25 protein-coding genes and 3 pseudogenes are annotated in these 23,977 nt (G+C 67.9%); 14 read left to right on the top strand and 14 right to left on the bottom strand.

Translation table 11 applies throughout. The features are described 5' to 3' along the window. Nucleotides 1-45 precede the first annotated feature (45 nt). Nucleotides 46-360: a hypothetical protein gene (locus F0344_RS17640; RefSeq protein WP_185299696.1), complete on the bottom strand. Its 315-nt coding sequence runs from the start codon at nucleotides 358-360 to the stop codon at nucleotides 46-48. A gap of 279 nt (nucleotides 361-639) precedes the next feature. On the opposite strand from F0344_RS17640, the gene rpsF reads away from it, so the two are divergent. The 4 genes from rpsF (at nucleotide 640) to rplI (ending at nucleotide 2,382) form a co-directional block, all read left to right on the top strand. Continuing rightward, nucleotides 640-930 (top strand): 30S ribosomal protein S6, encoded by a 291-nt coding sequence (gene rpsF / locus F0344_RS17635; protein WP_006604399.1) that lies wholly within the window; start codon nucleotides 640-642, stop codon nucleotides 928-930. A gap of 74 nt (nucleotides 931-1,004) precedes the next feature. After that, complete coding sequence (locus tag F0344_RS17630) at nucleotides 1,005-1,637, top strand: single-stranded DNA-binding protein (protein ID WP_185299695.1); 633 nt, start codon at nucleotides 1,005-1,007, stop codon at nucleotides 1,635-1,637. Nucleotides 1,638-1,680: 43 nt separating this feature from the next. After that, entirely contained in the window at nucleotides 1,681-1,917 is a 237-nt protein-coding gene (gene rpsR / locus F0344_RS17625) for a 30S ribosomal protein S18 (RefSeq protein ID WP_003967857.1), read from the top strand. Between the two features lie 18 nt (nucleotides 1,918-1,935). Further along, a complete protein-coding gene (gene rplI / locus F0344_RS17620; protein ID WP_185299694.1) occupies nucleotides 1,936-2,382 on the top strand; it encodes a 50S ribosomal protein L9 in 447 nt (148 codons plus the stop codon). A gap of 163 nt (nucleotides 2,383-2,545) precedes the next feature. On the opposite strand, the gene F0344_RS17615 is transcribed toward rplI, so the two are convergent. Further along, nucleotides 2,546-3,883: an MATE family efflux transporter gene (locus F0344_RS17615; protein ID WP_185299693.1), complete on the bottom strand. Its 1,338-nt coding sequence runs from the start codon at nucleotides 3,881-3,883 to the stop codon at nucleotides 2,546-2,548. Between the two features lie 477 nt (nucleotides 3,884-4,360). On the opposite strand from F0344_RS17615, the gene dnaB reads away from it, so the two are divergent. Beyond that, nucleotides 4,361-5,818, top strand: coding sequence for a replicative DNA helicase (gene dnaB, locus F0344_RS17610; RefSeq protein ID WP_185302741.1), 1,458 nt, complete (start codon nucleotides 4,361-4,363; stop codon nucleotides 5,816-5,818). 289 nt (nucleotides 5,819-6,107) lie between these two features. Here dnaB and F0344_RS17605 read toward each other — a convergent pair whose 3' ends face one another. After that, nucleotides 6,108-6,680, bottom strand: a complete 573-nt coding sequence (locus F0344_RS17605; RefSeq protein ID WP_185299692.1) for a TetR/AcrR family transcriptional regulator — start codon at nucleotides 6,678-6,680, stop codon at nucleotides 6,108-6,110. Between the two features lie 151 nt (nucleotides 6,681-6,831). Between F0344_RS17605 and F0344_RS17600 the strand changes: the two genes are divergently transcribed. Both F0344_RS17600 and F0344_RS17595 read left to right on the top strand, forming a co-directional pair. Then, nucleotides 6,832-7,416, top strand: coding sequence for a dihydrofolate reductase family protein (locus F0344_RS17600; protein ID WP_185299691.1), 585 nt, complete (start codon nucleotides 6,832-6,834; stop codon nucleotides 7,414-7,416). A gap of 98 nt (nucleotides 7,417-7,514) precedes the next feature. After that, a complete protein-coding gene (locus F0344_RS17595; protein ID WP_185299690.1) occupies nucleotides 7,515-8,942 on the top strand; it encodes a serine hydrolase domain-containing protein in 1,428 nt (475 codons plus the stop codon). A 67-nt stretch (nucleotides 8,943-9,009) separates the two neighbouring features. On the opposite strand, the pseudogene F0344_RS35150 reads toward F0344_RS17595, so the two are convergent. From F0344_RS35150 to F0344_RS17580, 4 genes and pseudogenes are all read right to left on the bottom strand, one after another. Further along, nucleotides 9,010-9,451: pseudogene (locus F0344_RS35150) on the bottom strand (DNA glycosylase AlkZ-like family protein); the annotation flags it as partial. Between the two features lie 29 nt (nucleotides 9,452-9,480). Next, nucleotides 9,481-9,933, bottom strand: coding sequence for a GNAT family N-acetyltransferase (locus F0344_RS17590; protein ID WP_185299689.1), 453 nt, complete (start codon nucleotides 9,931-9,933; stop codon nucleotides 9,481-9,483). 28 nt (nucleotides 9,934-9,961) lie between these two features. Continuing rightward, nucleotides 9,962-10,420, bottom strand: a complete 459-nt coding sequence (locus tag F0344_RS17585; RefSeq protein ID WP_185299688.1) for a MarR family winged helix-turn-helix transcriptional regulator — start codon at nucleotides 10,418-10,420, stop codon at nucleotides 9,962-9,964. 91 nt (nucleotides 10,421-10,511) lie between these two features. After that, entirely contained in the window at nucleotides 10,512-11,399 is an 888-nt protein-coding gene (locus tag F0344_RS17580) for a GNAT family N-acetyltransferase (RefSeq protein ID WP_185299687.1), read from the bottom strand. A 377-nt stretch (nucleotides 11,400-11,776) separates the two neighbouring features. Between F0344_RS17580 and F0344_RS35875 the strand changes: the two are divergent. Then, nucleotides 11,777-12,018 (top strand): annotated as a pseudogene (locus F0344_RS35875) (globin domain-containing protein); the annotation flags it as partial. A gap of 146 nt (nucleotides 12,019-12,164) precedes the next feature. On the opposite strand, the gene F0344_RS17570 reads toward F0344_RS35875, so the two are convergent. The 4 genes and pseudogenes from F0344_RS17570 to F0344_RS17555 form a co-directional block, all read right to left on the bottom strand. Beyond that, nucleotides 12,165-12,644 (bottom strand): NUDIX domain-containing protein, encoded by a 480-nt coding sequence (locus F0344_RS17570; protein ID WP_185299686.1) that lies wholly within the window; start codon nucleotides 12,642-12,644, stop codon nucleotides 12,165-12,167. Nucleotides 12,645-12,696: 52 nt separating this feature from the next. Beyond that, nucleotides 12,697-13,594, bottom strand: a pseudogene (locus F0344_RS17565) (LysR family transcriptional regulator). A gap of 205 nt (nucleotides 13,595-13,799) precedes the next feature. Then, a complete protein-coding gene (locus F0344_RS17560; RefSeq protein WP_185299685.1) occupies nucleotides 13,800-14,927 on the bottom strand; it encodes a cystathionine gamma-lyase in 1,128 nt (375 codons plus the stop codon). A 66-nt stretch (nucleotides 14,928-14,993) separates the two neighbouring features. After that, entirely contained in the window at nucleotides 14,994-15,371 is a 378-nt protein-coding gene (locus tag F0344_RS17555; protein WP_185299684.1) for a phage holin family protein, read from the bottom strand. Between the two features lie 68 nt (nucleotides 15,372-15,439). On the opposite strand from F0344_RS17555, the gene F0344_RS17550 reads away from it, so the two are divergent. The 4 genes from F0344_RS17550 to F0344_RS17535 all read left to right on the top strand — a co-directional run bounded on the left by F0344_RS17550 (nucleotide 15,440) and on the right by F0344_RS17535 (nucleotide 17,761). Next, on the top strand, nucleotides 15,440-15,757 hold the full coding sequence (locus F0344_RS17550) for a cupin domain-containing protein (protein ID WP_185299683.1): 318 nt from the start codon (nucleotides 15,440-15,442) through the stop codon (nucleotides 15,755-15,757). Nucleotides 15,758-15,999: 242 nt separating this feature from the next. Continuing rightward, nucleotides 16,000-16,212, top strand: coding sequence for a DUF5326 family protein (locus tag F0344_RS17545; RefSeq protein ID WP_185302740.1), 213 nt, complete (start codon nucleotides 16,000-16,002; stop codon nucleotides 16,210-16,212). Nucleotides 16,213-16,452: 240 nt separating this feature from the next. Continuing rightward, on the top strand, nucleotides 16,453-17,223 hold the full coding sequence (locus F0344_RS17540) for an IclR family transcriptional regulator (protein WP_185299682.1): 771 nt from the start codon (nucleotides 16,453-16,455) through the stop codon (nucleotides 17,221-17,223). Between the two features lie 100 nt (nucleotides 17,224-17,323). Then, nucleotides 17,324-17,761: an SsgA family sporulation/cell division regulator gene (locus F0344_RS17535; protein WP_185299681.1), complete on the top strand. Its 438-nt coding sequence runs from the start codon at nucleotides 17,324-17,326 to the stop codon at nucleotides 17,759-17,761. A gap of 14 nt (nucleotides 17,762-17,775) precedes the next feature. Here F0344_RS17535 and F0344_RS17530 read toward each other — a convergent pair whose 3' ends face one another. Next, nucleotides 17,776-19,107 carry a YibE/F family protein gene (locus tag F0344_RS17530; RefSeq protein WP_185299680.1) on the bottom strand — a complete coding sequence of 444 codons (1,332 nt, stop codon included), beginning with the start codon at nucleotides 19,105-19,107 and terminating at the stop codon, nucleotides 17,776-17,778. A 197-nt stretch (nucleotides 19,108-19,304) separates the two neighbouring features. Between F0344_RS17530 and thiC the strand changes: the two genes are divergently transcribed. Together thiC and F0344_RS17520 are read left to right on the top strand one after the other, a co-directional pair. Beyond that, on the top strand, nucleotides 19,305-21,107 hold the full coding sequence (gene thiC / locus F0344_RS17525; protein WP_185299679.1) for a phosphomethylpyrimidine synthase ThiC: 1,803 nt from the start codon (nucleotides 19,305-19,307) through the stop codon (nucleotides 21,105-21,107). Between the two features lie 307 nt (nucleotides 21,108-21,414). After that, on the top strand, nucleotides 21,415-21,771 hold the full coding sequence (locus tag F0344_RS17520) for a DUF805 domain-containing protein (protein WP_185299678.1): 357 nt from the start codon (nucleotides 21,415-21,417) through the stop codon (nucleotides 21,769-21,771). Nucleotides 21,772-21,847: 76 nt separating this feature from the next. Here F0344_RS17520 and F0344_RS17515 read toward each other — a convergent pair whose 3' ends face one another. Together F0344_RS17515 and F0344_RS17510 are read right to left on the bottom strand one after the other, a co-directional pair. Further along, on the bottom strand, nucleotides 21,848-22,660 hold the full coding sequence (locus tag F0344_RS17515; protein ID WP_185299677.1) for a hypothetical protein: 813 nt from the start codon (nucleotides 22,658-22,660) through the stop codon (nucleotides 21,848-21,850). Between the two features lie 182 nt (nucleotides 22,661-22,842). Then, the gene (locus F0344_RS17510; RefSeq protein ID WP_258050273.1) at nucleotides 22,843-23,916 is read right to left on the bottom strand and encodes a metallophosphoesterase; all 1,074 of its coding nucleotides are present in this window, start codon (nucleotides 23,914-23,916) and stop codon (nucleotides 22,843-22,845) included. Between the last annotated feature and the right edge of the window lie 61 nt (nucleotides 23,917-23,977).

Genomic DNA, 23,977 nt, shown 5'->3' with positions numbered 1-23,977 from the left:
TTCTGGCACCACGGTCCCCGGCTCGGCAGCCGGGTGAAGGACCGCTCAGCCCAGGACGCCGCCGAAGAGGCCGCCGTGGGCCATACCGAGGAAGAACCCGATGGCCGAGGCACCGAGTCCGATGATCAGCGGGAACCTCTCGCGTGTGGTCACGGAGATGTACTGCCCGTAGGCACCCGTAAGGATTCCGATCAGTCCGGCCCAGGAGCTGATCAGGTGCAGGTTGTGGAACATCGCCGTCACGAAGGCGAGTGCGCCCAGCACCAGGGTCACTGCCACGAGGCTGTCCTGGAGTGGATGAGCCTTGCCATCCGTGGCGAAGAGGGAAACGGACGAACGGCGTCGCATTGCGTGTGCCATGGAGAACCTCCCGGCCTGAAGGCGGCGCACTGTAGCGCCGCTCACACCCGATGTGTACAGATTGCGTCTCCTGAGCACCGGATTTCAACCGGAAGCCCCTCTGCGGGTAGTCTGGACGGTCTGCACCTGTGTCTGCCCCGAGCCGGCTCGACTGTTTCCTCTCCATGGAGGGCGTTGTCAGTGGCGGCTGTTCTACTCGGAGACACAAGTGCCTACGCATCACGACCCTCCTGCCACGGAACGACCGTGGCCGCTGAGTCCAAAGGAGGTGGGTTCCACATGCGTCACTACGAGGTGATGGTCATCCTCGACCCCGATCTCGAGGAGCGCGCAGTCTCCCCGTTGATCGAGAACTTCCTCTCCGTCGTCCGTGAGGGCAACGGAAAGGTTGAGAAGGTCGACACCTGGGGCCGTCGTCGTCTCTCTTACGAGATCAAGAAGAAGCCTGAGGGCATCTACTCGGTCATCGACCTGCAGGCAGAGCCCGCAGTCGTCAAGGAGCTCGACCGACAGATGAACCTGAACGAGTCGGTCCTCCGGACCAAGGTCCTCCGCCCCGAGACCCACTGAGCTTCTAGCTCAGCGGTCATCGGGTTCGAGTAGCAGCAAGCAGCCAGAAGCAATCCCCGCCGAGAGGTTCACCCATGGCAGGCGAGACCGTCATCACGGTCGTCGGCAATCTCGTCGACGACCCCGAGCTGCGCTTCACCCCGTCCGGTGCGGCGGTCGCGAAGTTCCGTGTCGCGTCCACTCCCCGCATCTTCGACCGTCAGACCAATGAGTGGAAGGACGGTGAGGGCCTGTTCCTCACCTGCTCGGTCTGGCGTCAGGCGGCGGAGAACGTCGCGGAGTCGCTCCAGCGAGGCATGCGCGTTGTCGTGCAAGGCCGGCTGAAGCAGCGGTCCTACGAGGACCGTGAGGGCGTCAAGCGCACGGTCTACGAGCTGGACGTCGAGGAAGTCGGCCCCAGCCTGAAGAGCGCCACGGCGAAGGTCACCAAGACCACAGGTCGCGGTGGCCAGGGCCAGGGCGGCCAGGGTGGATACGGCGGTGGCCAGCAGGGCGGCGGCAACTGGGGCGGCGGTCCCGGTGCCGGAGGCCAGCAGGGCGGCGGCGGTGCTCCCGCCGACGACCCGTGGGCCACTGGCGCGCCGGCCGGCGGCCAGCAAGGCGGGGGTCAGCAGGGCGGCGGAGGCAGCTGGGGCGGAAGCTCCGGCGGCACCACCGGCGGATCTGCTGGTTCCGGCGGCGGCTACTCGGACGAGCCGCCCTTCTAGGGCAGCTCGTACCCACACTTCTTGATCACACAGGAGAAACACCATGGCGAAGCCGCCTGTGCGCAAGCCTAAGAAGAAGGTCTGCGCGTTCTGCAAGGACAAGACCCAGTACGTGGACTACAAGGACACGAACATGCTGCGGAAGTTCATTTCCGACCGTGGCAAGATCCGTGCCCGCCGCGTCACCGGCAACTGCACGCAGCACCAGCGTGACGTCGCCACGGCTGTGAAGAACAGCCGTGAGATGGCGCTGCTGCCCTACACGTCCACCGCGCGATAAGGGAAGGGTGACCGAATCATGAAGATCATCCTCACCCACGAGGTCTCCGGCCTCGGTGCTGCAGGCGACGTCGTTGACGTCAAGGACGGGTACGCCCGTAACTACCTGGTTCCGCGTGGCTTCGCCATCCGCTGGACCAAGGGTGGCGAGAAGGACGTGGCGCAGATTCGCCGCGCCCGCAAGATCCACGAGATCTCGACGATCGAGCAGGCCAACGAGATCAAGGCCAAGCTCGAGTCCGTCCAGGTTCGTCTGGCTGTTCGCTCCGGCGACGCCGGCCGTCTCTTCGGCTCCGTCACCCCGGCCGACATCGCCTCGGCGATCAAGGCCGCCGGTGGTCCGGACGTCGACAAGCGTCGCGTTGAGCTCGGCTCGGCGATCAAGACGCTTGGTGGACACCAGGTGTCCGTGCGTCTGCACCCCGAGGTCGCTGCGAAGCTCGGCATCGAGGTCGTTGCTGCCTAAGGGCACAGCTCAGCAGAGCTAGGTGAAGGGCCGCACCCAGTGGGTGCGGCCCTTCGTCGTTTCCGGACAGGCTGTGAAACGTGGGTCTGTTCCGGGCCTTGCTACCCGCAAAGGTCTGTTTCACATGTAGGCCTGTTTCACGTGAAACGTGAGATCCACAGGCTCAGCGCGTCGCTCCGGTGACGATCCACCGTCCCGAGCGGGCGCGCATCCAGAGAGTCACCAGCCTGACCACCATCATCAGAGTCATCGCCCACCACAGCGCCGTGAGGCCACCGCCGAAGGCGGGGACCAGGAGGGCGACGGGAACGAATACTCCCAGAGTGACGAGCATCGCCCAGGCGAGGTAGCGCCCGTCTCCGGCACCCATCAGCACACCGTCCAGGACGAAGACCACTCCGGCGATCGGCTGCGAGAGCGCCACCACCAGCAGGGCGGGAAGCAGCGTGTCCCGCACGGTCGGGTCGCTGGTGAAGAGCGGGATGAACAGGGGACGGGCCAGCACGATCAGGATGCCCAGGACAACGCCGGACATGATGCCCCACTCGACCATGCGTCGGCAGGCCTCGCGTGCACCCTTGGCGTCATTCGCACCGAGGTGGCGCCCGATGATGGCCTGGCCGGCGATGGCGATGGCATCGAGGGCGAACGCGGTGAGACTCCACAGCGACAGGATGATCTGGTGGGCGGCGATATCGGTATCGCCGAGACGGGCCGCGACAGCAGTGGCGATCATCAGGACGGCCCGCAGCGACAGTGTGCGGACCAGCAGGGGCACACCGGCCTGTGCGCTGGCCCTGATGCCGGCGGCGTCGGGGCGCAGGGAGGCCCCGTGGCGCTTCGCTCCTCGTACGACTACGACGAGATAGGCCGCGGCCATGCCGGCCTGGGCGATCACGGTGCCCCAGGCGGAGCCTGCGATACCGAGGCCGAGGCCGTACACGAGGATCACATTGAGAACGCCGTTCGCAGTGAAACCGCCGATGGCTACGTAGAGGGGGGTCCTGGTGTCCTGGAGGCCTCGCAGTACACCGGTCGCGGCGAGGACGACCAGCATGGCCGGGATGCCGAGGCTGGAGATGCGCAGATACGTAGTCGCGTAGGGAGCCGCGGTATCGGAGGCACCGAACACATCGACGAGCCAAGGGGCTGCGGGGAGGAGGGTGCCAACGACTACGGCACCTAGGAGCAGTGCCAGCCAGATCCCGTCCATCCCCTGACGGATCGCGGAGGGAAGGTCTCCCGCACCGACCCGGCGGGCGACCGCCGCTGTGGTCGCGTAGGCGAGGAAGACGAAGATACTCACCGCGGTCATCAGCAGAGCTGCGGCGACTCCCAGGCCGGCCAGCTGAGGTGTTCCGAGATGGCCAACGATGGCGCTGTCGACCAGCACGAAAAGGGGCTCGGCGACGAGTGCGCCGAAGGCCGGTACGGCGAGGGCGATGATCTCCCGGTCGTGCCGTCTGCGGCTGAGCGAGGACGTCGCGGGGGCCTTGGTCATGAGGGCCAATCTAATCTTCCACAGGTAAGAGATGCAATGCCCTTGCAGTCCTTACTTTCGTCACCGTCCGGAGTTCCTCGGTGCACCGTTTGCTGTGAACTTGATCTGAGGGCAAAAGTATTTCTCCCCCACAGCCGGTGGATGGAGAAAGGCCAGGTCAGGGCTGTGGTGCGGGAGGTGCTATGAGTTTGTCCACAGTGCTGTCCCCCGCTCCGTGCACAGGATCGGAGGAGTTCTCCACAGCATCTGGCCTGTCGTCCACATGCCCTGTGGATAACCAGATTGGCTGACGGTGCGGAGGGGCCTACCGTGGTCCGGCGCCCGCACTCCGTTATGGCCTTGGAACCCCGCAGAACTCTTCGCGCCGGAACCGGAGTCGGGCGTCTTGTTTGTCGGTGCCGTGCCGTAAGAAAGAGTGGCACGGCTAGGTCCGCGAAGCGGACGGGAGGAGGTGGCCGGGTGAGTATCCCTGAGCCTTTGGACGACCCCTGGGCCGACACCGGTCCCAGTGACCGTCTGCCCGTTTCCCGTAAGCGCCGCGGTGACGGCAAGGGACGCGACGAACAGCACGACCGGGGCCATGAGAGCAGCTGGGACGGTGGCTCTCCCGGCTTCGAGCGGGTGCCTCCGCAGGACCTGGACGCCGAGCAGTCGGTGCTGGGCGGCATGCTGCTGTCCAAGGACGCCATCGCCGACGTCGTGGAGATCATCAAGGGCCACGACTTCTACCGCCCGGCCCACGAGACCGTCTACACGGCGATCCTCGACCTCTATGCGAAGGGTGAGCCGGCCGACCCGATCACAGTGGCGGCCGAACTGGTCAGGCGCGGCGAGATCACCAAGGTCGGCGGAGCCCCGTATCTGCACACCCTCGTCCAGTCCGTGCCGACGGCGGCGAACGCGTCGTACTACGCGGAGATCGTCCACGAGCGCGCTGTACTGCGCCGCCTCGTCGAGGCGGGGACGAAGATCACGCAGATGGGATACGCGGCCGACGGGGACGTCGACGAGATCGTCAACTCCGCGCAGGCCGAGATCTACGCCGTCACCGAGCAGCGCACCAGCGAGGACTATCTGCCGCTGGGCGACATCATGGAGGGCGCTCTCGACGAGATCGAGGCCATCGGCTCGCGCAGCGGTGAGATGACCGGTGTGCCGACGGGTTTCACGGACCTCGACGCCCTCACGAACGGCCTGCACCCCGGCCAGATGATCGTGATCGCGGCCCGTCCCGCCATGGGTAAGTCGACTCTGGCCCTGGACTTCGCGCGGGCGTGCTCGATCAAGAGCAACCTTCCGAGCGTGATCTTCTCCCTGGAAATGGGCCGCAACGAGATCGCGATGCGACTCCTGTCGGCGGAGGCCCGGGTGGCCCTGCACCACATGCGCTCCGGCACGATGACGGACGAGGACTGGACGCGGCTGGCCCGCCGGATGCCGGACGTATCCGCCGCCCCGCTCTACATCGACGATTCGCCGAACCTCTCCATGATGGAGATCCGGGCGAAGTGCCGCCGTCTCAAGCAGCGCAACGACCTCAAGCTCGTGGTCATCGACTACCTGCAGCTGATGCAGTCCGGTGGGTCCAAGCGGGCCGAGAGCCGCCAGCAGGAGGTCTCGGACATGTCCCGAAACCTCAAGCTGCTGGCCAAGGAACTGGAGCTCCCGGTGATCGCGCTCTCCCAGCTGAACCGTGGCCCCGAGCAGCGTACGGACAAGAAGCCGATGGTCTCCGACCTCCGTGAGTCCGGCTCCATCGAGCAGGACGCCGACATGGTGATCCTGCTGCACCGCGAGGACGCGTACGAGAAGGAGTCACCGCGTGCGGGCGAGGCCGACCTGATCGTGGCCAAGCACCGTAACGGCCCGACGGCGACGATCACGGTGGCGTTCCAGGGTCACTACTCGCGCTTCGTGGACATGGCTCAGACCTGATCCCGGGGCGCGGGTTCTCGTCAGCGGGGCGCGCGGATCAGGCGGCCGGGCCCAGGACCCGCGCGCCGACCACAGGGGCCACGTACACCTGCGGAAACGGGATGTGGGCGTGCGTACGAGCGGGCCCCGTCCACGGTGACGACGGCGCCGGCGAAGTGCAGCACGGGGAGGCCGGGTACTCCGGCCGGGCTGGTGTGTCCGTCACTGCCATGACCCGGTGCGGCGCGAAGGTGACCGGCGGCGGACAGCGATGTCCGTGCGCCCCTGACGGGCGGTCGGTATGCGGGGGTCAGCCAGGCACGATCTGCGTGACCACGCTCTCCACCAGGTCGTCGAGCGCGGTGCCGGACAGCACTCCTGGCAACGTGAAGTGCTCCAGGAGGACGCCGGTCATGGCCAGGTAGAGCGCGCGGAACGTGTCGTGGTCGCCCGGCAGGCCCGCGGCCCGGTAGAAGTCGGCGCCCGCGTCGAACTCCGCGCGCACCGTCTGCGTCAGCTGGACACGGAGCGCCGGCCTGCGAGTTGCTTCCAGGCGCAGTTCGAGCATGGCCAGATAGCCGGTGCGGTCGTCCGCCATGCGCTGGACGAGCCATCGCATCAGGGAGGTGACCAGTTCCCGTGAGGGTCCCGGGCGCAGCGCCTCCTCCACCACTGCGGGGTCGGGTGTCATACGGCTGTTGATCCGGGCCCCCGCCTGCATGAACAGGTCGTCCCGGCTCGCGAAGTAGTTGGACGACGTGCCCACCGGCACGCCGGCCCGGGCGTCCACGGCGCGGAAGGTGAGGCCGCGGGCCCCCTCGTGCGCCAGCACCTCGATGGCGGCGTCGATGAGCGCGGTTCTGCGTTCCGGATTCCTGGCCATGATCGAACTCCCGTCGGTTCTTCTCCTGTGAACGGCTTGCGCAACCACTACATGTGAAGCACTATATGTGACGTGGTTCCAGCTGAGGAACAAGGTGCCGCGACGACAGACGTGCTCATCGGCCGCCAGGCCTACGTGGAACGGAGACCACTTGCGCAAGCTCACCTATTTCATCGCCTGCTCGATCGACGGTTTCATCGGGGACCCGAGCGGCGACGCCACATCGATGTACCGCTTCGTCAACGAGGAGTTCCTTTCCTTCCTCAAGGCGGAGTATCCGGAGACCGTCTCGGCCGAGGGGCGGGAGGCTCTTGGATTCCATGACACGAGGAGTCAGCGGTTCGACACGGTGATCCAGGGACGCTCCAGCTACCAGCTGGCTCTGGACACCGGCGTCACCAGCCCGTACGCCCTTCTTCGCGAGATCGTCGCCTCCCGCACGCTGAAGGAATCCCCGGACGCGAACGTGGAAGTGATCTCCGAGGACCTGGTCGGCCGCGTCCGGGAACTCAAGGCGGAGCAGACAGACCTGGGCATCTGGCTCTGCGGCGGTTCGCAGCTCGCTGGGGAGCTGATCGACGAGGTCGACGAGCTCGTGATCAAAACCTATCCGCTCGTGTACGGCTCAGGCATGCCGATGTTCGGCTCGGACTTCAGAGCCATCGAGTTCACGCTCGACGCCGTACGTACCTTCGACAACGGGGTGTTGGTCAGGACGTACAGCCGAAAGCGCTGAGCCCCGGACCGGCCGGCTCCGTGCGGCCCGGTGGGCGCCACTTCCGCGCGCCGCGAAATCGGCTCGCCCGGTGGCTTCCGCCCGGGTAGTCCTTGACCATGACTTCCTTCAATGACTCCCCCAGCGACCCCCTCGGTGGTCCCGGTGCTGCCCCTGATGACGAGCTGCTCCCGGGTACACGACGTGCCCTGCTGCACCGCATCGCCACGGCCCAGGCCGAAGGCCGCACGCCCTCGTTCGTCGCCGCGGTGCAGCGGGAGGGGCGGACCGTCTGGAACGGCGCGCGCAGTTGCGTGGAGGGACACGACCCCGACGCGGATACGCAGTACAGGATCGGCTCCCTCACCAAGACGTTCACCGCCGTCCTGGTGCTGCGGCTGCGTGACGAGGGGGTACTCGACCTGGACGATCCGGTGGAGAAGTACCTGCCCGGCACAGGGGTCGGGGATGTGACCGTCTTCCAGCTCCTCGGACACAGCGCGGGCCTGGCCGCGGAGTCCCCTGCCCCGTGGTGGGAGCGCACACCCGGGGCCGTGCGTCCCGAGCTGGCCGATGTCCTCGGCGACCGTCCGAAGACGCAGCCGACCGGACGGGGACACCACTACTCCAACCCCGGCTACACCCTGCTCGGCGCACTGGTCGAGGCGGTACGCGGCGCCTCCTGGGCCGAGGTGCTGCGCCAGGAGATCCTGGAGCCGCTGGGGATGCACCGTACGAGCACGCAGCCGGTGCCCCCGCACGCGGGCGGCTGGGCCGTGCACCCCTGGGCGGACGTCATGCTGACCGAACCGGCAGAGGACCTCGGTCTGATGGCACCGGCCGGGCAGCTCTGGTCGACGACCGCCGACCTCCTGAGGTTCGCCGCGTTTCTGGCCGCCGGGGACGAGAAGGTTCTCGGCGCGGAGTCGGTGCGGGAGATGCGAGTGCCTTCGGCCTCGCTCCCGGCGGACGACTGGGACAGCGCCTATGGCCTCGGTCTCCAGGTCGTGCGCAGGGACGGCCGGACGCTCGTCGGCCACACCGGCTCGCTGCCGGGATTCCTGGCCGCCCTCTGGGTCTGTGTGGAGGAAGGAGTCGCCGCAGTCGCGCTCACCAACGCCACGTCCGGGCCGCTCGTCAGTGCGGTTGCCGCCGACCTGGTGCGGATCGTCGCCGATGCGGAGCCCCGTATCCCGGCGCCGTGGCGTCCTCTGCCCGAGATCGACCCCGAGTTGCTGGCGCTGACAGGTCCTTGGTACTGGGGCACGTACGCCTACGTCCTGAAGGTGGCCGCAGACCGGGACGTGGAGCTCCAGCCGTTGCGCGGCACCGGCCGGGGTGCTCGCTTCCGGTCACGGTCGGACGGTACTTGGACGGGGCTCGACGGTTACTACGAGGGGGAGACGCTGCGCGTCGTGCGGAACAGCGAAGGCGCTGTTGACCACCTCGACCTGGGGTCGTTCGCTTTCACACGCGAGCCGTACGATCCGGGCGCGGCTGTCCCTGGCGGTGTGGACCCGGAGGGCTGGCGAGGACTGGCCATCTGAGCCACTGAGTCACGCCATGAGCTCTCCTGCCGTGTTTCACGTGAAACACGGCAGGAGAGCACGCACGTGATTTCGCTGCCGCTGGCCCGGCCGCGTGCGTCCAGCACGGCGAGGGTCTCCCGCTCGGCCGCCCTGAGCCAGGCCTCGTCCAGCCCGTTGCCATCCTCCGCCAAGTGCTTCAGAAGTGTGCGGCGTTCCTTCGCGGCGACGGCCCGTGCGTTGGACGCGTCCACATAGGGAGCGAGGTCCTTGGAGACGGTGAAGAGGGTGTTGCGCATGGACAGTAGCCGGACCAGCGACACGTCCTCGTACAGAGCCCGTTCCATCGGTTCGATGCCGGCGCGTATGAGCCGTGCGCACGTGGAGAGGAAAACGGTGGCGGAGTCGGTGGCATGCAGGGCTACGACGGCATCGGCCACCGCCACCACGGAGTCGGTCCGAGCCGACGGCGCGAGCCGATGGCGTCGGCCGAGCCTGATGCGGCGCTGTTCGTCGGTGATGTGCTGCACTGCGGCCCCCAGGGGTTCCGTGCCGGGAGTCAGAGCGTGAGCTTGAACCCGACGTGGCTGGCGGTGAAACCGAGGCGCTCGTAGAAGCGTCGCGCGTCGGTACGGGTGACGTCGGACGTCAGCTGGACCAACTGGCACTCCTGGCGCCGGGATTCGTCCACCGCCCACTGGATCATCTGGGTTCCGAGACCGCTGCCGCGTTCGTCGGCATGGACGCGCACGCCCTCGATGATCGAGCGCGTCGAGCCGCGCCGGGACAGGCCGGGAATGATCGTCAGCTGAAGGGTTCCGACGATCCGCTCCTCGCGCACGGCGACGACGACGTGCTGGTTCGGGTCATCGGCGAGCCGCTGGAGCGCGGTGTTGTACGGAGTGAGGTCGTCCGGCGACTCCCGCTGTGCGCCGAGGGGGTCGTCGGCCAGCATGGCCACGACGGCAGGAAGATCGGAGAGCGCGACAGGACGTATGGAAAGGTCGTTCATAGGGCGCAGAATACGCAGCCGACACGGGTCATGCGGAGACCTTCAGCCGTTCCACAGCGGTGACGAGCGGGGCCAGCTCGGGATCCAGCGCGGCTTCGTCGAGTGCGGCGCGCAGCGCGGTGTCGTTGGTCGGCCGGGCCTCGGCGAGCAGGGCAAGGCCCGCGTCGGTGACGTCGGTGTAGATGCCGCGGCGGTCCGTGTCACAGAGGTACCGGGTCAGCAGGCCGCGGTCCTCGAGCCTGGTGACCAGGCGGGTGGTGGCGCTCTGGCTCAGCACGACCGCGTCGGCGACCTGCTTCATCTGGAGATGCCCGCCGGTGCCGTTGTGCTGCCGGCTCAGGACGTCGAGCAGTGAGTACTCCCGCACGCTGAGGCCGTGGCCTGTCTGCAGGGCACGCTCGATGCGGGCCTCGATCTTCCCGTGGAGCAGGGAGAGCGCGCACCAGCCCTGGGAGAGGGCGGTCAGGGCGGGGTCGGTCGCTGTCATGTCTCTCCTCCGTGTGGAGCCGTGCCTCCAGGATAGGGGACGCCTGCAATAGCCCGCGCCTGCAATCACAGAGAGAGGGAACCAGGCCGCCTCAGCCGGTCGCGACCGTCAGCGGAGCGAACCGCCGCGTCCAGTCACCCGGCAGTTCGGAGCCCCGATAGACCATGACGGCCGTACTGGAGCCCCTCTCCATACCGTGATCGCCGAGCCAGTCGAGCAGTTCCTTGTGGCGTGCGTCGATATCGGTGCGCAGGAGGCGGTCCGTCGTCGCGGCGAGCGCCGTGACGAGGGCTTTCGCCGTGCCGATGTCGCGAGCGGTGAGAGGCCCGATGGAATGGACGTCCCCACTCGGCCAGAGCGCCGCGTAACCGATGAGTGCGCCGGCGTCCTCCGCGACGAGGAACCGGTCGGAGAAGGCAGGGAGCCGCGTGATGATGTGGGTCCGGTCGGCGCCGAACGTATCGGCGTCCAGCCGGAGGATGCGCTGGAGATCATCTGCCGCGGCTGGGCGCGTGGTGACCGTGGTAGCGCCGGGGTTCCTGTCGCGCTCGCCGTCCATCGGCCGGAAATGCCCGGCGACGCGGTCGGCCCGGCCCACTACGGTGAAGCCGAGCTGCTCGTAGAGGGGCTGCCCCTCGGTGGTCGCGTACAAGGCCAGCGGAGTCTCCCCCGACGACTCGATCACGTACTGCATCAGCCGTCGGCCGAGTCCCTGTCCGGCGTGCCGCCCGGCGACGAGCAGCATGCCGATGGCGGCGAGGTCCGTCCCGTTCGGGGTCACCACACAGGCGGCGGCCAGGCCCCTGCCCTCGGGGTCGTCGATGCCGTAGCCCGTCCCGGCGGAAAGGAGCAGTCCCCATCGGTGCTCGTCGCGCGACCACCCGCGGTCCTCGCAGAGATCGGCGCAGGAGACGAGGTCTCCCCGGGTGAGGCGCCGGATGGGTAGTCCGGCGAGCGGGCGAGGCAGTGCGTTGTGCATAGGAGTCAGGCTGTCTGATGCGATGATCGTTCGTCCAGCGCTTTCGCGGATCTGGCCGAGACGCGCAGGCGCCGGCCCCGTCGGGTCAGTCCGCAGGGCGATCCAGATCGTGGCCCAGCCCCACCGATGCCTGGCCAGCTCCCACGGCGTGCCGAGTGCCGGCAGCAGAACGCTGACGAGCGGCAGCAGGGCGACGGTGAGGCGCGGCGAGCTCACGGAAACCGCGACATGGATGACGAGGACACTTCTGCGGGTGCGTCGGTTGAGTGGTTTCACGTGAAACACGCTGTCAAGCGCGCAGCGATCAGTCGTCTGACGGCGGGAGTATCCGCACGTTACTGGCCTCGGCGTACGAGGGCGCGGCGCCGGAGGCCGGGCGGAGCGCTCCCGTAGGCTGGGTCTCCAACGCCTTGGTACACCGCGCACGCCCCGGCGACATGCTGCGGCTGGGACCACCGGCGGGCTCGATGGCGGTCGATCACACCACTTGCAAGGGGCTGCTCAGTCTCGGCGCGGTGGCACGGGCATCGGCCCCTTCAGTGCGCTGGTCGAAGACATGGCCGAACACGGTGACCGGCGACCCGGCGAGGTGTTCTACGGAGCGCGCAGGGACGGAGATGCTGCGAGGCCTCGGTATGCCGGCCGAGCGGATACGGCACGACGCACTGGAGGAACTGCCGGCTCCGGCAGCCGGATGAGAACGCACCCCGGCACCTGCCGGGCGCCAGTCCGGCACCAGCCCGGCACCCGGATGAACGCGCCGTCTCAGGCCAGGTCGGGCGCGTGCATGGCCCGGACCCCTTCGATATTGCCGTCGAGGTAGTGCCGCAGTGACAGCGGTACGAGATGGACCGCGGCGATTCCGATCCGGCTGAAGGGCACCCGTACGATCTCGTACTCCCCGCAAGGGTCGTCGATCTCCGGTCCGTGCCGCCGGGAGGGGTCCATCGACTCCAGTCGGCAGACGAAGAAGTGCTGCACCTTGACGCCCTTCACCCCGCCGCCCGCGATGTGTTCCACCGTGTCCACGAAACAGGGCACGACGTCCGAGATCTTGGCGCCGAGCTCTTCGTCGACCTCGCGGTGCAGGGCGTCGACGACGGTGCGGTCCTCCGGCTCGACCCCGCCGCCCGGCGTGAGCCAGTACGGATCGACCCCTGGTTTGGTCCGCTTGATGAGGATGAGGTCGTCGCCGTCGAGCAGGATGGCACGTGCGGTGCGCTTGACCACAGGACGTTCGGTCATGGCAAGAGAGTGGCCCGTGGAACGCGATCTGAAACGCTCCCCGGCCCACAGGTCACCAGTCGACGGCAGCGCGCACCAGCCACTCGTGCGCCCGCGCGATGCGCGGCATCGTCAGAGTGCCGGTGCGCGCGGCCAGGAAATACGTGCGCAGCGGCGGAACGGGAGGGTCAAGCAGTGCCACGACCTCGCCCCGCTCCAGCGCCGGCCCGCACAGATACCGCGGCAGTACGGCCAGCCCGGCGCCCGACGACACGCACTCCAGAACCGCCCGCAGATCCGGAGTGATCACGGTCGCGGAGGTCGTCGGCCCGCTGTCGAACACGGCGGCCCAGTAGCGCGAGACGAAGGGCAGGCTCTCGTGCACCTCGACCACAGGAAACTGTTCCAGCACCACCGGCCCCTTGTGCCGGAGAGCCCCTGGCCCCAGCTGTCCGGCCCAGCGCGGTGCCGCCACCAGGACGTGCTCCTCGTCGCAGAGCGGCGTCGAGGTGAGCAGCCCGCCGCGCGGACGCGCCGTGGTGATGGCCAGGTCGTGGTGGCCGGCGGCCAGACCTTCCATCGTCTCCCCGGCGTTCGCGCTGAAACGAACTGCGCAGCGCGAGTCCCTGGGAGAGCAGCGGGGTGAGTGCGGGCAGGGCGCGTACGGAGGTGAACTCCGGGGGCCCGGCCAGATGAAGCGTGCGGACCCCCGCCTCCTCGTCGAGCCCGGCCTCGGCGATCTCCACCAGTGCGTCCAGGTGGGGGGCCGCACGGTGTGCCAGCTCGTCGCCGATGCTGGTCGGGGTGACACCACGGGCTCGGCGCAGGAACAGGGGGCGGCCGAGCTGGCGCTCCAGTGTCCGAATCTGCGAGGTGACGGCGGGCTGCGACAGCCCGAGCAGGGCGGCGGCCCGGGTGAACGACCCCGCACGGTGCACGGTGACGAAGGTGCGCAGCAGAGCCAGGTCCACGACCGGCCTCCTCCCGCGCTCACGACGCTTCGGACCCGGACAACCAAAACATGTCGATAGGTCGCTGTCGCTACTGTGATTGGACACTGACGCTGAGTCAACTAGCCTTGGATGAGCGGTTCTTCGCGCGCGGAACCGGGGCGGTCCGAGCCACGAGGGGGGAGGCTCGGGCCGTCTGCCGACAGGTCGACCGGTGCGATGCGGTCTACCGGGATGCCTCGTCGAGCGCGCGCTCCACGTCGGCGAGCAGGTCCTCCGGGTCCTCGGCGCCGACCGAGAAACGGATGAAGCCTTCGGGTACGGCGTCCCCGCCCCAGCGCGCCCGGCGCTCCGCGGTGGACCGAACGCCGCCGAAACTCGTGGCGTCGTCGACCAGCCGCAGTCCGGCAAGGAAGCGCTCGGCCGTCTCCCGGTCGGCCAGCACGAACGACACCACCGAACCGAAGCGCCGCATCTGCCGCACGGCCTTCGGGTACGAGGGATCGTCCGGCAGCCCGGGGTACCGCAGTCCGCTCACCTCTGCGCGCTTGCCCAGTGCCTCGGCGAGTGTGAGGGCGGTCGTGCACTGCCGGTCGATCCGCAGCTGGAGCGTGGACAGGGAACGGTGGGCGAGCCATGCCTCCATCGGCCCCGGAATCGCCCCGACCACCTTGCGCCAGCGCCGCACGGCCGCCGTCAGCCCGGGGTCGCGGCAGGTCACATGGCCGAGCAGGATGTCGCCGTGCCCCGTCATGCCCTTGGTGTCGCTGGCGACCGAGAAGTCGGCCCCCAGCTCCAGCGGACGCTGACCGATCGGGGTGGCCAGCGTGTTGTCGACGGCGACCAGGGCGCCCGCCCCGTGCGCGGCCTCCACGAGCCGTCGTACGTCACAGACATCGAGCCCCGGGTTGGACGGGGTCTCGATCCACAGCAGCTTCGCTCCTTCCAGGAGCGCGAGCTGGGCGTCGCCGGCCGTCGGTGCGGTCCGCACCTCGACCCCGTACGCCTCCAGCTGCTCCCGGACCAGCGGCAGCGCCTGATAGCCGTCGTCAGGCAGCACCACCGCGTCGCCCGTGCGCGTCTGAGACAGCAGGACGGCAGTGATCGCCGCCATCCCGGAGGCGAACACCGTGGTCTCGGCCGTCTCTCCGGGTGCCTCCAGCTCGCTGATGGCACGTTCCAGACGGGTCCAGGTCGGGTTGGTGTCGCGGCCGTAGGTGTACGGGCCGACCGGCTCCCCGGACAGATGGAAGTGTGCGGCGAAGACCGGGCCCGGAAGGGTGGGTTCGTACTGTTCCGGTTCGGGAAGCCCGGCTCGTACCGCCCGTGTCCCGTCGCCCATGGTGGTGCTCATGCCGCGTCCTCACTTCTCTCTCCGGTCCGACACCGGTCCGGCCTGCACTGTTTCAGACGGACTGGATCAGTCCTCGTCGGGGAGTACGACGTTCAGCGCCCAGGAGACGACGGAGATGATCAGACCACCGAGGACGGCGGTCCAGAAGCCCTCGACGTGGAAGCTGAGATCGAACTGTTCGGCCAGCCACGAGGTCAGCATCAGCATCAGGGCGTTGACCACCAGAGTGATCAGCCCCAGCGTCAGGATGAACAGCGGGAGCGTCAGGAGCTGCACTGCCGGCTTGACGATGAAGTTCACCACGCCGAAGAGGAGAGCGACGAGGACCAGCGTCAGCACCTTGTTCCAGGTGTCGTCGCCGGTGAGTGTGATGTCGCTGAGCAGCCAGATGGCCACGGCCAGCGCACCCGCGTTGGCGATCGTCTTGACTACGAAATCCTTCATGTGTCTGATCGTGGCAGACATGATCGGTGGCCGACAGCGGCAGCACGGATACAAGGGGCGGACGGGCGATGAAGGCATTCAGGCTGGATGAACTGGAGGCGGAGCGGGCCGCCAACGACGGCGCCTATCTCCAGTTCGTACGGGAACGCAATATGTCCGTCGGTCTCTACGCGCTGGACGCGGGCCAGCTCGATCCGCAGCAGCCCCACAACCAGGACGAGGTCTACTTCGTCGTGAGCGGCCGTGCGGCGATCACGGTCGGCATGGAGACGACGCAGGTGGGAAGGGGCAGCGTCGTCTACGTACCGGCCGGAGTGGCCCACAAGTTCCACCACATCACCGAGGACCTGCGGGTGATGGTGGTCTTCTCCCCGCCGGAGGGCTGATCCGCCGGAGGGCCGATCGCCTTCCGCAGGTGATCCCTTCCGCAGGCTGATCACCGGAGGGCTGACCCCGCCGGATTCCTGGTCCCTTCCGGAGGGCTTACCCCCGCCGCAGGCCGGCGCGCGCACCCGAGTCCCTAGGGGATTGTTCAGGGGAGTCCAAGGGATCCGGAGCCCCCGCCGGCCACTCCCGCGCCTCTAGCATCGAGGCAGGAACTCATAGAGACGAGGTAAGGACGATGGCGGTGCAGGAGATGTTCGCGGGGATGCCCTGGTGGGTGAAGTGGGTCGCGGTGCCGGTCATCGCGATCGTCGTGTTCGGCGGCCTGATCGCCAGCGTGGTGGGCTTCGTCATCGGTCTGCTCTTCAAGGTGCTGGTTTTCGCCGTTCTGGTCGGTGGTCTGGTCTTCGTCGTACGGAAGTTCATGTCCTCGTCCTCCTCGGATCGTGACTGGTAGTGACGAGCGCCGCGGGACGATTAGCCCAGCTGAGCTAAGTCCCGGACGAAAAGGCGTTTCGGGCGTGCGGTGCCGATACAGTGGCGTATCACTGCCGCCGCCTGGGAAGTAAACTGTCCGTCACCGAATTCACCATTGGTTTGTACGGCAGTGCGGTTTTCGGACCCAGGTTTGTGGCAGTCCGTGGGGGCGGCCCCTGCGGGAGGGCTGACCGCCCGTCACCATGCCTGGGGGTGACCTGTGACCACAGCGACGAATACCGCGGTACCGACATTGATCGGTTCGGTGCAGCGGGCATTGAGGCTGCTGGAGGCTGTGGGCACCCATCGCGACGGGGCGCCCGCGAAGCAACTCGCACGGGAAGCAGGGCTTCCGCTTCCCACCGCCTACCATCTGCTGCGCACGCTGACCCATGAGGGATATCTGCGCCGGGAGAACGGCGTCTTCCTCTTCGGTGAGGCCGCCGAGCGGTTGATCGACGGTGGTGCCGTGCAGAGTCGTCGCAGCGCCATGACCGAGTCGCTCGCGCGCTGGCGCGACGTCATCGGTGTGCCGGTGTACTGCGCCATCTACCGCGAGGGCGAGATCGAACTCATCGCGGTCGCGGACACCCCGGCCAGTCCGGCCGTCGACGAATGGGCCGCGTTCCGCGAGACCGGTCACGCGCACGCGATCGGCCAGTGCCTTTTGAGACAGCTCGACGAGACGGCACGCCAGGATCATCTCGACCGACATCCCGTGGAGCCCTTGACTCGTCACTCTGTGCGAGATCGAGAGTCGCTACTTGAGCGATTGCGATCGACGGAACGCATGGAACCTGTCATCGAGCGACAGGAGTACGCCTTGGGAACGATCTGCGCGGCCATCCCGATCACGGTGGGTACCACCGTGGCGACGATGGCCATTTCGCTGCCCTTTGACCAGCAGGATCGGTTGCTCCCCGCAGTCGAGCAACTACGCGCCGAGGTCACCGATCTCTTGCGTTCACTCGTGCTCTCTATCAGTATCTGAAAAATCACTCCTTGTGATCTGCTATCTCGTGCACCACGATGGCGTCAATAGGGCCACGGGGATCATTCCTGGCCAGTTTCATCTACTGCGGGGTTGAACGATGCGCGAGTCGGTTCAAGCAGAGGTCATGATGAGTTTCCTCGTCTCCGAGGAGCTTTCCTTCCGTATCCCGGTGGAGCTCCGATACGAGGTCGCTGATCCTTACGCGATCCGAATGACCTTCCATCTGCCCGGCGACGCCCCTGTCACCTGGGCTTTTGGTCGTGAGCTGCTACTCGACGGACTCAACAGTCCGAGCGGCGACGGCGACGTGCACATTGGCCCGACCGAGCCCGAAGGGCTTTGTGATGTACACATCCGGCTCCAGGTGGGAGACGACCGTGCACTCTTCCGGGCCGGTACGGCGCCCCTGGTGGCGTTTCTCGACCGGACGGACAAACTGGTCCCGCTCGGTCAGGAGCACACGCTGAGTGACTTCGAGGGGAGCCTGGAAGTGGCGCTGGGCCGGATTCTTGCCAAGGAACAGAACGCCGGCTGAGGAGGCACCCGCCGCTACAGCTTGCGACGACGGCCTCTCCCGGTCCGTGCGGGTGCAGGAGCTCCGGCTTCCGCGCCGAGCCCTGTGCGGTCCGCGGAGACCACCAGCGCCGCGAGCACCGTCGTCACCGGGACCGAGGCGACCAGCCCGATCGAACCGATCAGCGTCCGGACGATCTCCTCCGCCACCAGTTCGCTGTTGGCCACGGTTCCCATGCTGCTCTGCGCGATCGAGAAGAGCAGCAGCAGGGGCAGCGCGGCGCCCGCGTAGGCGAGCACGAGGGTGTTGACGACCGAGGCGATGTGATCGCGCCCGATGCGGATCCCCGCCTTGTAGAGCTTCCGGGCCCCCATCGTCGGGTCCGCCTGGTGCAGTTCCCAGACCGCCGACGTCTGGGTGACGGTCACGTCGTCGAGCACACCGAGCGAACCGATGATGACGCCCGCCAGCAGCAGGCCGCTCATATCGATGTCCGGATAGAGGCCGTGGATGAGACCTGTGTTGTCGTCGGTGTTGCCGGACAGCGCCGCCCAGCCGATGAAGAGCGAGCCGAGCAGGCCGATCAGCAGCAGCGAGATGAGTGTGCCGATGACGGCCACGGACGTACGCGCGGTCAGGCCGTGGCACATGTAGAGCGCGGCCAGCATGATGGCGCTCGCCCCGATCACCGCCACGACCAGGGGATTCGAGCCCTGGAGGATCGCGGGCAGGATGAACAGGGTGAGCACGCCGAACGACACGACGAGTGCGACCAGCGCCATCACCCCGCGCATCCGGCCCACCGCGACGACGACCAGCGCGAAGATCCCGGCGAGCAGTGCCATCGGGAACTTCCGGTCCACATCGGTCACCGAGTACTGGAGGTCACGGGGGGCGTCGGGCGCGTACGCCACGACCACGCCCTGACCCTCGCTCAGCTGCCTCGAGGCGTCCGGCTGGACCACTTCGACGAACTTCCGCCCCTTGTCGTCGCCGCTCGTCACCTCGATCGTGGCCTTCTTGCAGTCCCCCGTCTGCGCGTTGACCGCCTCGCGTCCGGAGGGGGTCGAGGTGTCACCGGTCGGTGGTACCTGGGACGCGTTGACGTCCGCGCAGTCCACGCTGTCGACCTGGACGACCTTGCCGGACTGGGTCTGCCGGTCGAAGCCGACACCTGTGCGCTCGTGAGCGGGTGCGCCACCGGGCCAGAACGCCACGAGGCCGACGACGACCGCGGTGGCGAACGGAATCAGCACGGCCGCGATGACCTTGCGCAGATGCTTGGAGACGGGGGCGGCCGGGCCATGGCTGTGCGAGTGGCCGTGCGGAGGGCCCTGCGGTTCGGGATCGCTTTGGGAGGAGGTCACCGGGCGATCATCGCAAGAACGGGAGGGGCCCCCTATTCAGCACGCCATGAAGAACGCTAGCGTGGTGTCACCTTTGCACACGCGGGAGCTCGGAGCACCGGGCTGAGAGGGCGCTGACCTCCGTACACCGGTACGGAACAGGCTGCGCCGACCGCCGAACCTGTTACCGGGTAATGCCGGCGTAGGGAGTAGGTCTCATGACCACAGCGGACGCACGCACGCCTGCCTCGGAGCAGAACGCGCAGAACGCGCAGGACGCACCGAACAGCGAGGCCGGGAAGTCCATCGGCTGGCACAAGGGATACGTCCAGGGCTCACGCCCGGACCTCCGGGTGCCGGTTCGTCAGGTGCACCTCACCAACGGCAAGGACGTGACGCTGTACGACACGTCGGGGCCGTACACCGATCCCACCATCGACACCGACGTCCGGCGCGGCCTCACGCCGCTGCGGGAGAACTGGATCATCTCCCGCGGAGACACCGAGGAGTACGCCGGCCGCCCCGGCCGCCCCGAGGACGACGGTCTGAAGCACACCTCGCCCCGCGGCGGTCTGCGCAACCTCGACGCGGTCTTCCCCGGCCGTCCGAGGCAGCCGCGCCGCAGCCGCGACGGACGGCCCGTCACCCAGCTCGCGTACGCCAGGCGCGGCGACATCACCCCGGAGATGGAGTACGTCGCGATCCGGGAGAACGTCGAGCCCGAGGTCGTACGCGAGGAGATCGCCGCGGGCCGGGCCGTCATGCCGGTCAACGTCAACCACCCGGAGATCGAGCCGATGATCATCGGCAAGCGGTTCCTGGTGAAGGTCAACGCCAACATCGGCAACTCCGCGGTCACCTCCTCCATCGAGGAGGAGGTGGACAAGATGACCTGGGCGACCAAGTGGGGCGCCGACACGGTCATGGACCTGTCCACCGGCCGCAACATCCACACCACCCGTGAGTGGATCCTGCGCAACGCACCCGTCCCGATCGGCACCGTGCCGCTCTACCAGGCGCTGGAGAAGGTCGACGGCCGTGCCGAGGAGCTGACCTGGGATGTCTACAAGGACACGGTGATCGAGCAGGCCGAACAGGGTGTCGACTACATGACGGTCCACGCCGGCGTGCGCCTGGCGTACGTCCCGCTGACCGCGCGCCGTAAGACCGGCATCGTCTCGCGTGGCGGCTCGATCATGGCGGCCTGGTGCCTCGCGCACCACAAGGAGTCGTTCCTGTACGAGAACTTCGAGGAGCTCTGCGAGATCCTCGCGACGTACGACGTGACGTACTCGCTGGGCGACGGGCTGCGACCCGGTTCGATCGCCGACGCCAACGACGAGGCCCAGTTCGCCGAACTTCGCACGCTCGGCGAGTTGAACACCGTCGCCAAGCGGTTCGGTGTCCAGACGATGATCGAGGGCCCGGGCCATGTCCCGATGCACAAGATCAAGGAGAACATCGACCTCCAGCAGGAGATCTGCGAGGAGGCGCCGTTCTACACGCTCGGCCCGCTGACCACGGATGTAGCCCCCGCGTACGACCACATCACCTCGGGCATCGGCGCGGCGATGATCGCCTGGTGGGGTACTGCGATGCTCTGCTACGTCACGCCCAAGGAGCACCTGGGCCTGCCCAACCGGGACGACGTGAAGACCGGTGTCATCACGTACAAGATCGCGGCCCATGCGGCGGATCTCGCCAAGGGGCACCCGGGCGCGCAGGACTGGGACGACGCGTTGTCGGACGCGCGGTTCGAGTTCCGCTGGGAGGACCAGTTCAACCTGGCGCTCGACCCGGACACCGCACGGGAGTTCCACGACGAGACGCTGCCGGCCGAGCCGGCGAAGACGGCCCACTTCTGCTCCATGTGCGGACCGAAATTCTGCTCGATGAAGATCTCGCACGACATCCGGCGTGAGCACGGGGACTCGCAGGCGGAGATCGAAGCGGGCATGGCGGAGAAGTCGAGGGAGTTCGCGGCGGCCGGCAACCGGGTCTATCTGCCGATCGCGGACTGACCCCAGGCGTCACCGCACGAACGGAAGACGGCGCCGACCGGAGCACCTCGTGCTCCGGTCGGCGCCGTCTTCGCGTGTACGGCGGCCGACGATCGTGCCCGGTGGCTCATTCAAGACGTCGTATGCCCAACTGTCCGAGTTGCGACGGCCACTGGGCCTCGGTAGGGACACGGTAACGCGGCAGGTAGATGTACGTTTCCGCTGCGCCCGGTCAGGACTTGACCCCTTCCTTATCTGTGCCTTACGTTCCGCCTTACTTGGCTCAAATTGTGCGCCCCTGAAGCAGGGGCCTGGGGAGGGGAACGCAGTGAACTGGTATCTGGACGTGCTCAAGAACTACGCGGGCTTCAGCGGGCGTGCGCGCCGCAAGGAGTACTGGATGTTCGTGCTCTTCAACTGCCTCGCGGCCCTGGTGCTCGTGGGCATCGGCTTCGTGATCGAGACGCAGATCCCGTACATCATCTACATCCTCGCCGTGCTGGTTCCGGCACTTGCCGTGATGGTGCGCAGGCTGCACGACACCGGCCGTTCGGGCTGGTGGATGCTGATCTCGTTCGTGCCGCTGGTTGGCGGGATCATGCTGCTGGTCTTCCTCGCCTCGGACGGCAAGCCGGAGGCGAACGCGTACGGGGAGAACCCGAAGCTGGCTCCGCAGGCGGTCTGATCAACTTCTCGTCGCACAGGCCGGGGCAGCCGAGAGGCTGCCCCGGCCTTGTGCGTTCCGGCCCCGCAAACAGCGGCTACTCCGGCTGGTGTTCGGGGCCGCCGAAGTCCGGACTGGTGAAGTCCGGGCTGGTGAAGGTCGGCCGCGGGCCGGCCGACGGTCCCTCGGACGGGCCGGAGAAATCCGGTCTGCTGTAGCCGATCTTCGGGATGCGGTTCGGGGAGCGGTGCGGCGTCCGAGAGGCGGCACCCGCGGTCGGGTCGGCGAGGGCGTCCCGCAGGAACGGCAGGATGCCGCGCTCCAGCAGGGCATGGCGCCACGCCTCCCTGGCGCGTGCCACATCGTCGGGCAGCTCCTCCTCGGGGTCCTCGGCGGGCAGCGAGGTGGCTCCGTTGCGCAGGGCCGCGAGCAGCAGTCCCACGGCGGCGGCCAGGGTGGCGGTCGCGGCGACCGCGGCGAAGAACCAGCCCGCGGTGACCATCGTGGCGGCTATCGCGAGGTCCGGTCCGAGTGCCTGGAGCAGATAGCCGACGAGCAGGAAGATCACGGCGGCGGCACCGGAGAGGACGGGTGCCAGGGCGGTGACCACGGCGCCGATGCCCGCGCCCGTCCCGTGGGTGTCGTCCGGCCCCGGCCCGAAGGCCGGATCACCGGCGGGGCCGCGCAGTTCGTCGCGGGCCTTCACATAGTGCTCGTACTCGGTGACGGCGGCCGCCGTGATGAGGTCCGTGGCGTTCAGCGCCATGGTGCGTAGCTGTTCCGGATTGAGCCGGTCACCGACCCCGTCCAGAGCAGGGTGTTCATGAGCATGACGCAGCGCGTCATCGAGAATCCGCTCGTACTCGGGGCGGTCCTCGGCCAGCAGGTGCGGAGCGCTTTTCATGTGCATCCCCCGATGCTCCGTAGGGCCTGACTGACCGCGTGAACCGGGCAATTGGGCAGAAACGGAGGAGAGCCTGCGACTGATACGCCGATGGTAGAGCGCCCACGGCACGGGGTGACAGGGGGTTGCCGTAAATAGGCCCGGTGATCCGCGAGGTCAGGTCAGGGATGCGTCTTCCCCGGACTCCTTCATCCATGCAGGGGGAGTTGGACCACCAGTAGCTTTCCGGCCATGGTCACGCCGCCGTCCATCGCGATGGCGAGCCCGTCGGCGTACACGTGCGGGCCGTCCACGACGGGGCGCGAACTGTCCTCGCCGTCCTCGGAACCGACCTCGCCCAGCAGATACGGAATGGGGCTGTGACCATGGACGACGCGCTGTCCGCCGTACGTCGCCATCAGCTCGCGCACGGCCTCTGCGCCGCCCTCGTCGCGGAAGGCGAACCGCTTGGTCAGCTTGCGGAAGACATCCCAGCACTCGTCGGCGTTGTTGCGCGTGAGAATGGCGTGCACCGTGTCGTTGACGTCCTCGATGGTGGAGCCGTAGTCGAGGTAGGCCGTCGTGTCGGAGTGCATCAGCAGGTGCCCGTCCTCCTCGACGACCGCGTCGAGCCGGGACATCCACTGGAGGTGGACGTCCTGGAGCCGGTCCATGTCGGTCTTCTGGCCGCCGTTGAGCAGCCAGGCCGCCTGGAAGGTCGCGGTGCCCGCCCCGGAGTTCACCGGGGTGTCGCCGAACCGCTTGGCGCCGATGAGCAGTAGTTCGTGATTGCCCATCAGGGCCTTGCAGTAGCCGCCGGCGGCCGCGGCCTCGGCGGAGAGCCGCATCACGAGGTCGATGACACCGATGCCGTCAGGACCGCGGTCCGTGAAGTCACCCAGGAACCAGAGCCGGGCGTTGCCCGCGGCCCAGGCGCCGTCGGCGTCGGTCAGGCCCTGTTCGGCCAGGGCGGCGACGAGCTCGTCCAGATAGCCGTGGACGTCGCCGACGACGTAGAGCGGACCCCGCTCCGCGTCGGCGGCCGGCCGCTGGCCGGGAACGGGGCGCACCTCGACGGTGTCCTCGCGCCTGATCACCGGCAGATCGCGCTCGGTGGGCGTGTAGCCCTCCGGCGGGCCGTCGTGCATCGTCACGCTGCCGGGATGTGGCGAGCGCTGGGGCACGGGCGTCTGCGCATACGGCGGAACGCGAAAATCGCGCAACGTCGCCGTCCGCACCACGGGTTCCTGACCGGCCCCCTGAGTCATCGACCCCTCCACCACCGTCGCGCCGCCGCACACCTGACGGGCCCTGCCTGGTAGAGGTGGTCCGCGGTGTCGTGCG

The sequence above is a fragment of the Streptomyces finlayi genome, from assembly GCF_014216315.1.
Lineage (GTDB): Bacteria > Actinomycetota > Actinomycetes > Streptomycetales > Streptomycetaceae > Streptomyces > Streptomyces finlayi_A.
Note: the sequence above shows the minus strand (reverse complement) of the source record. Positions and strands in the feature narration are given on the sequence as shown.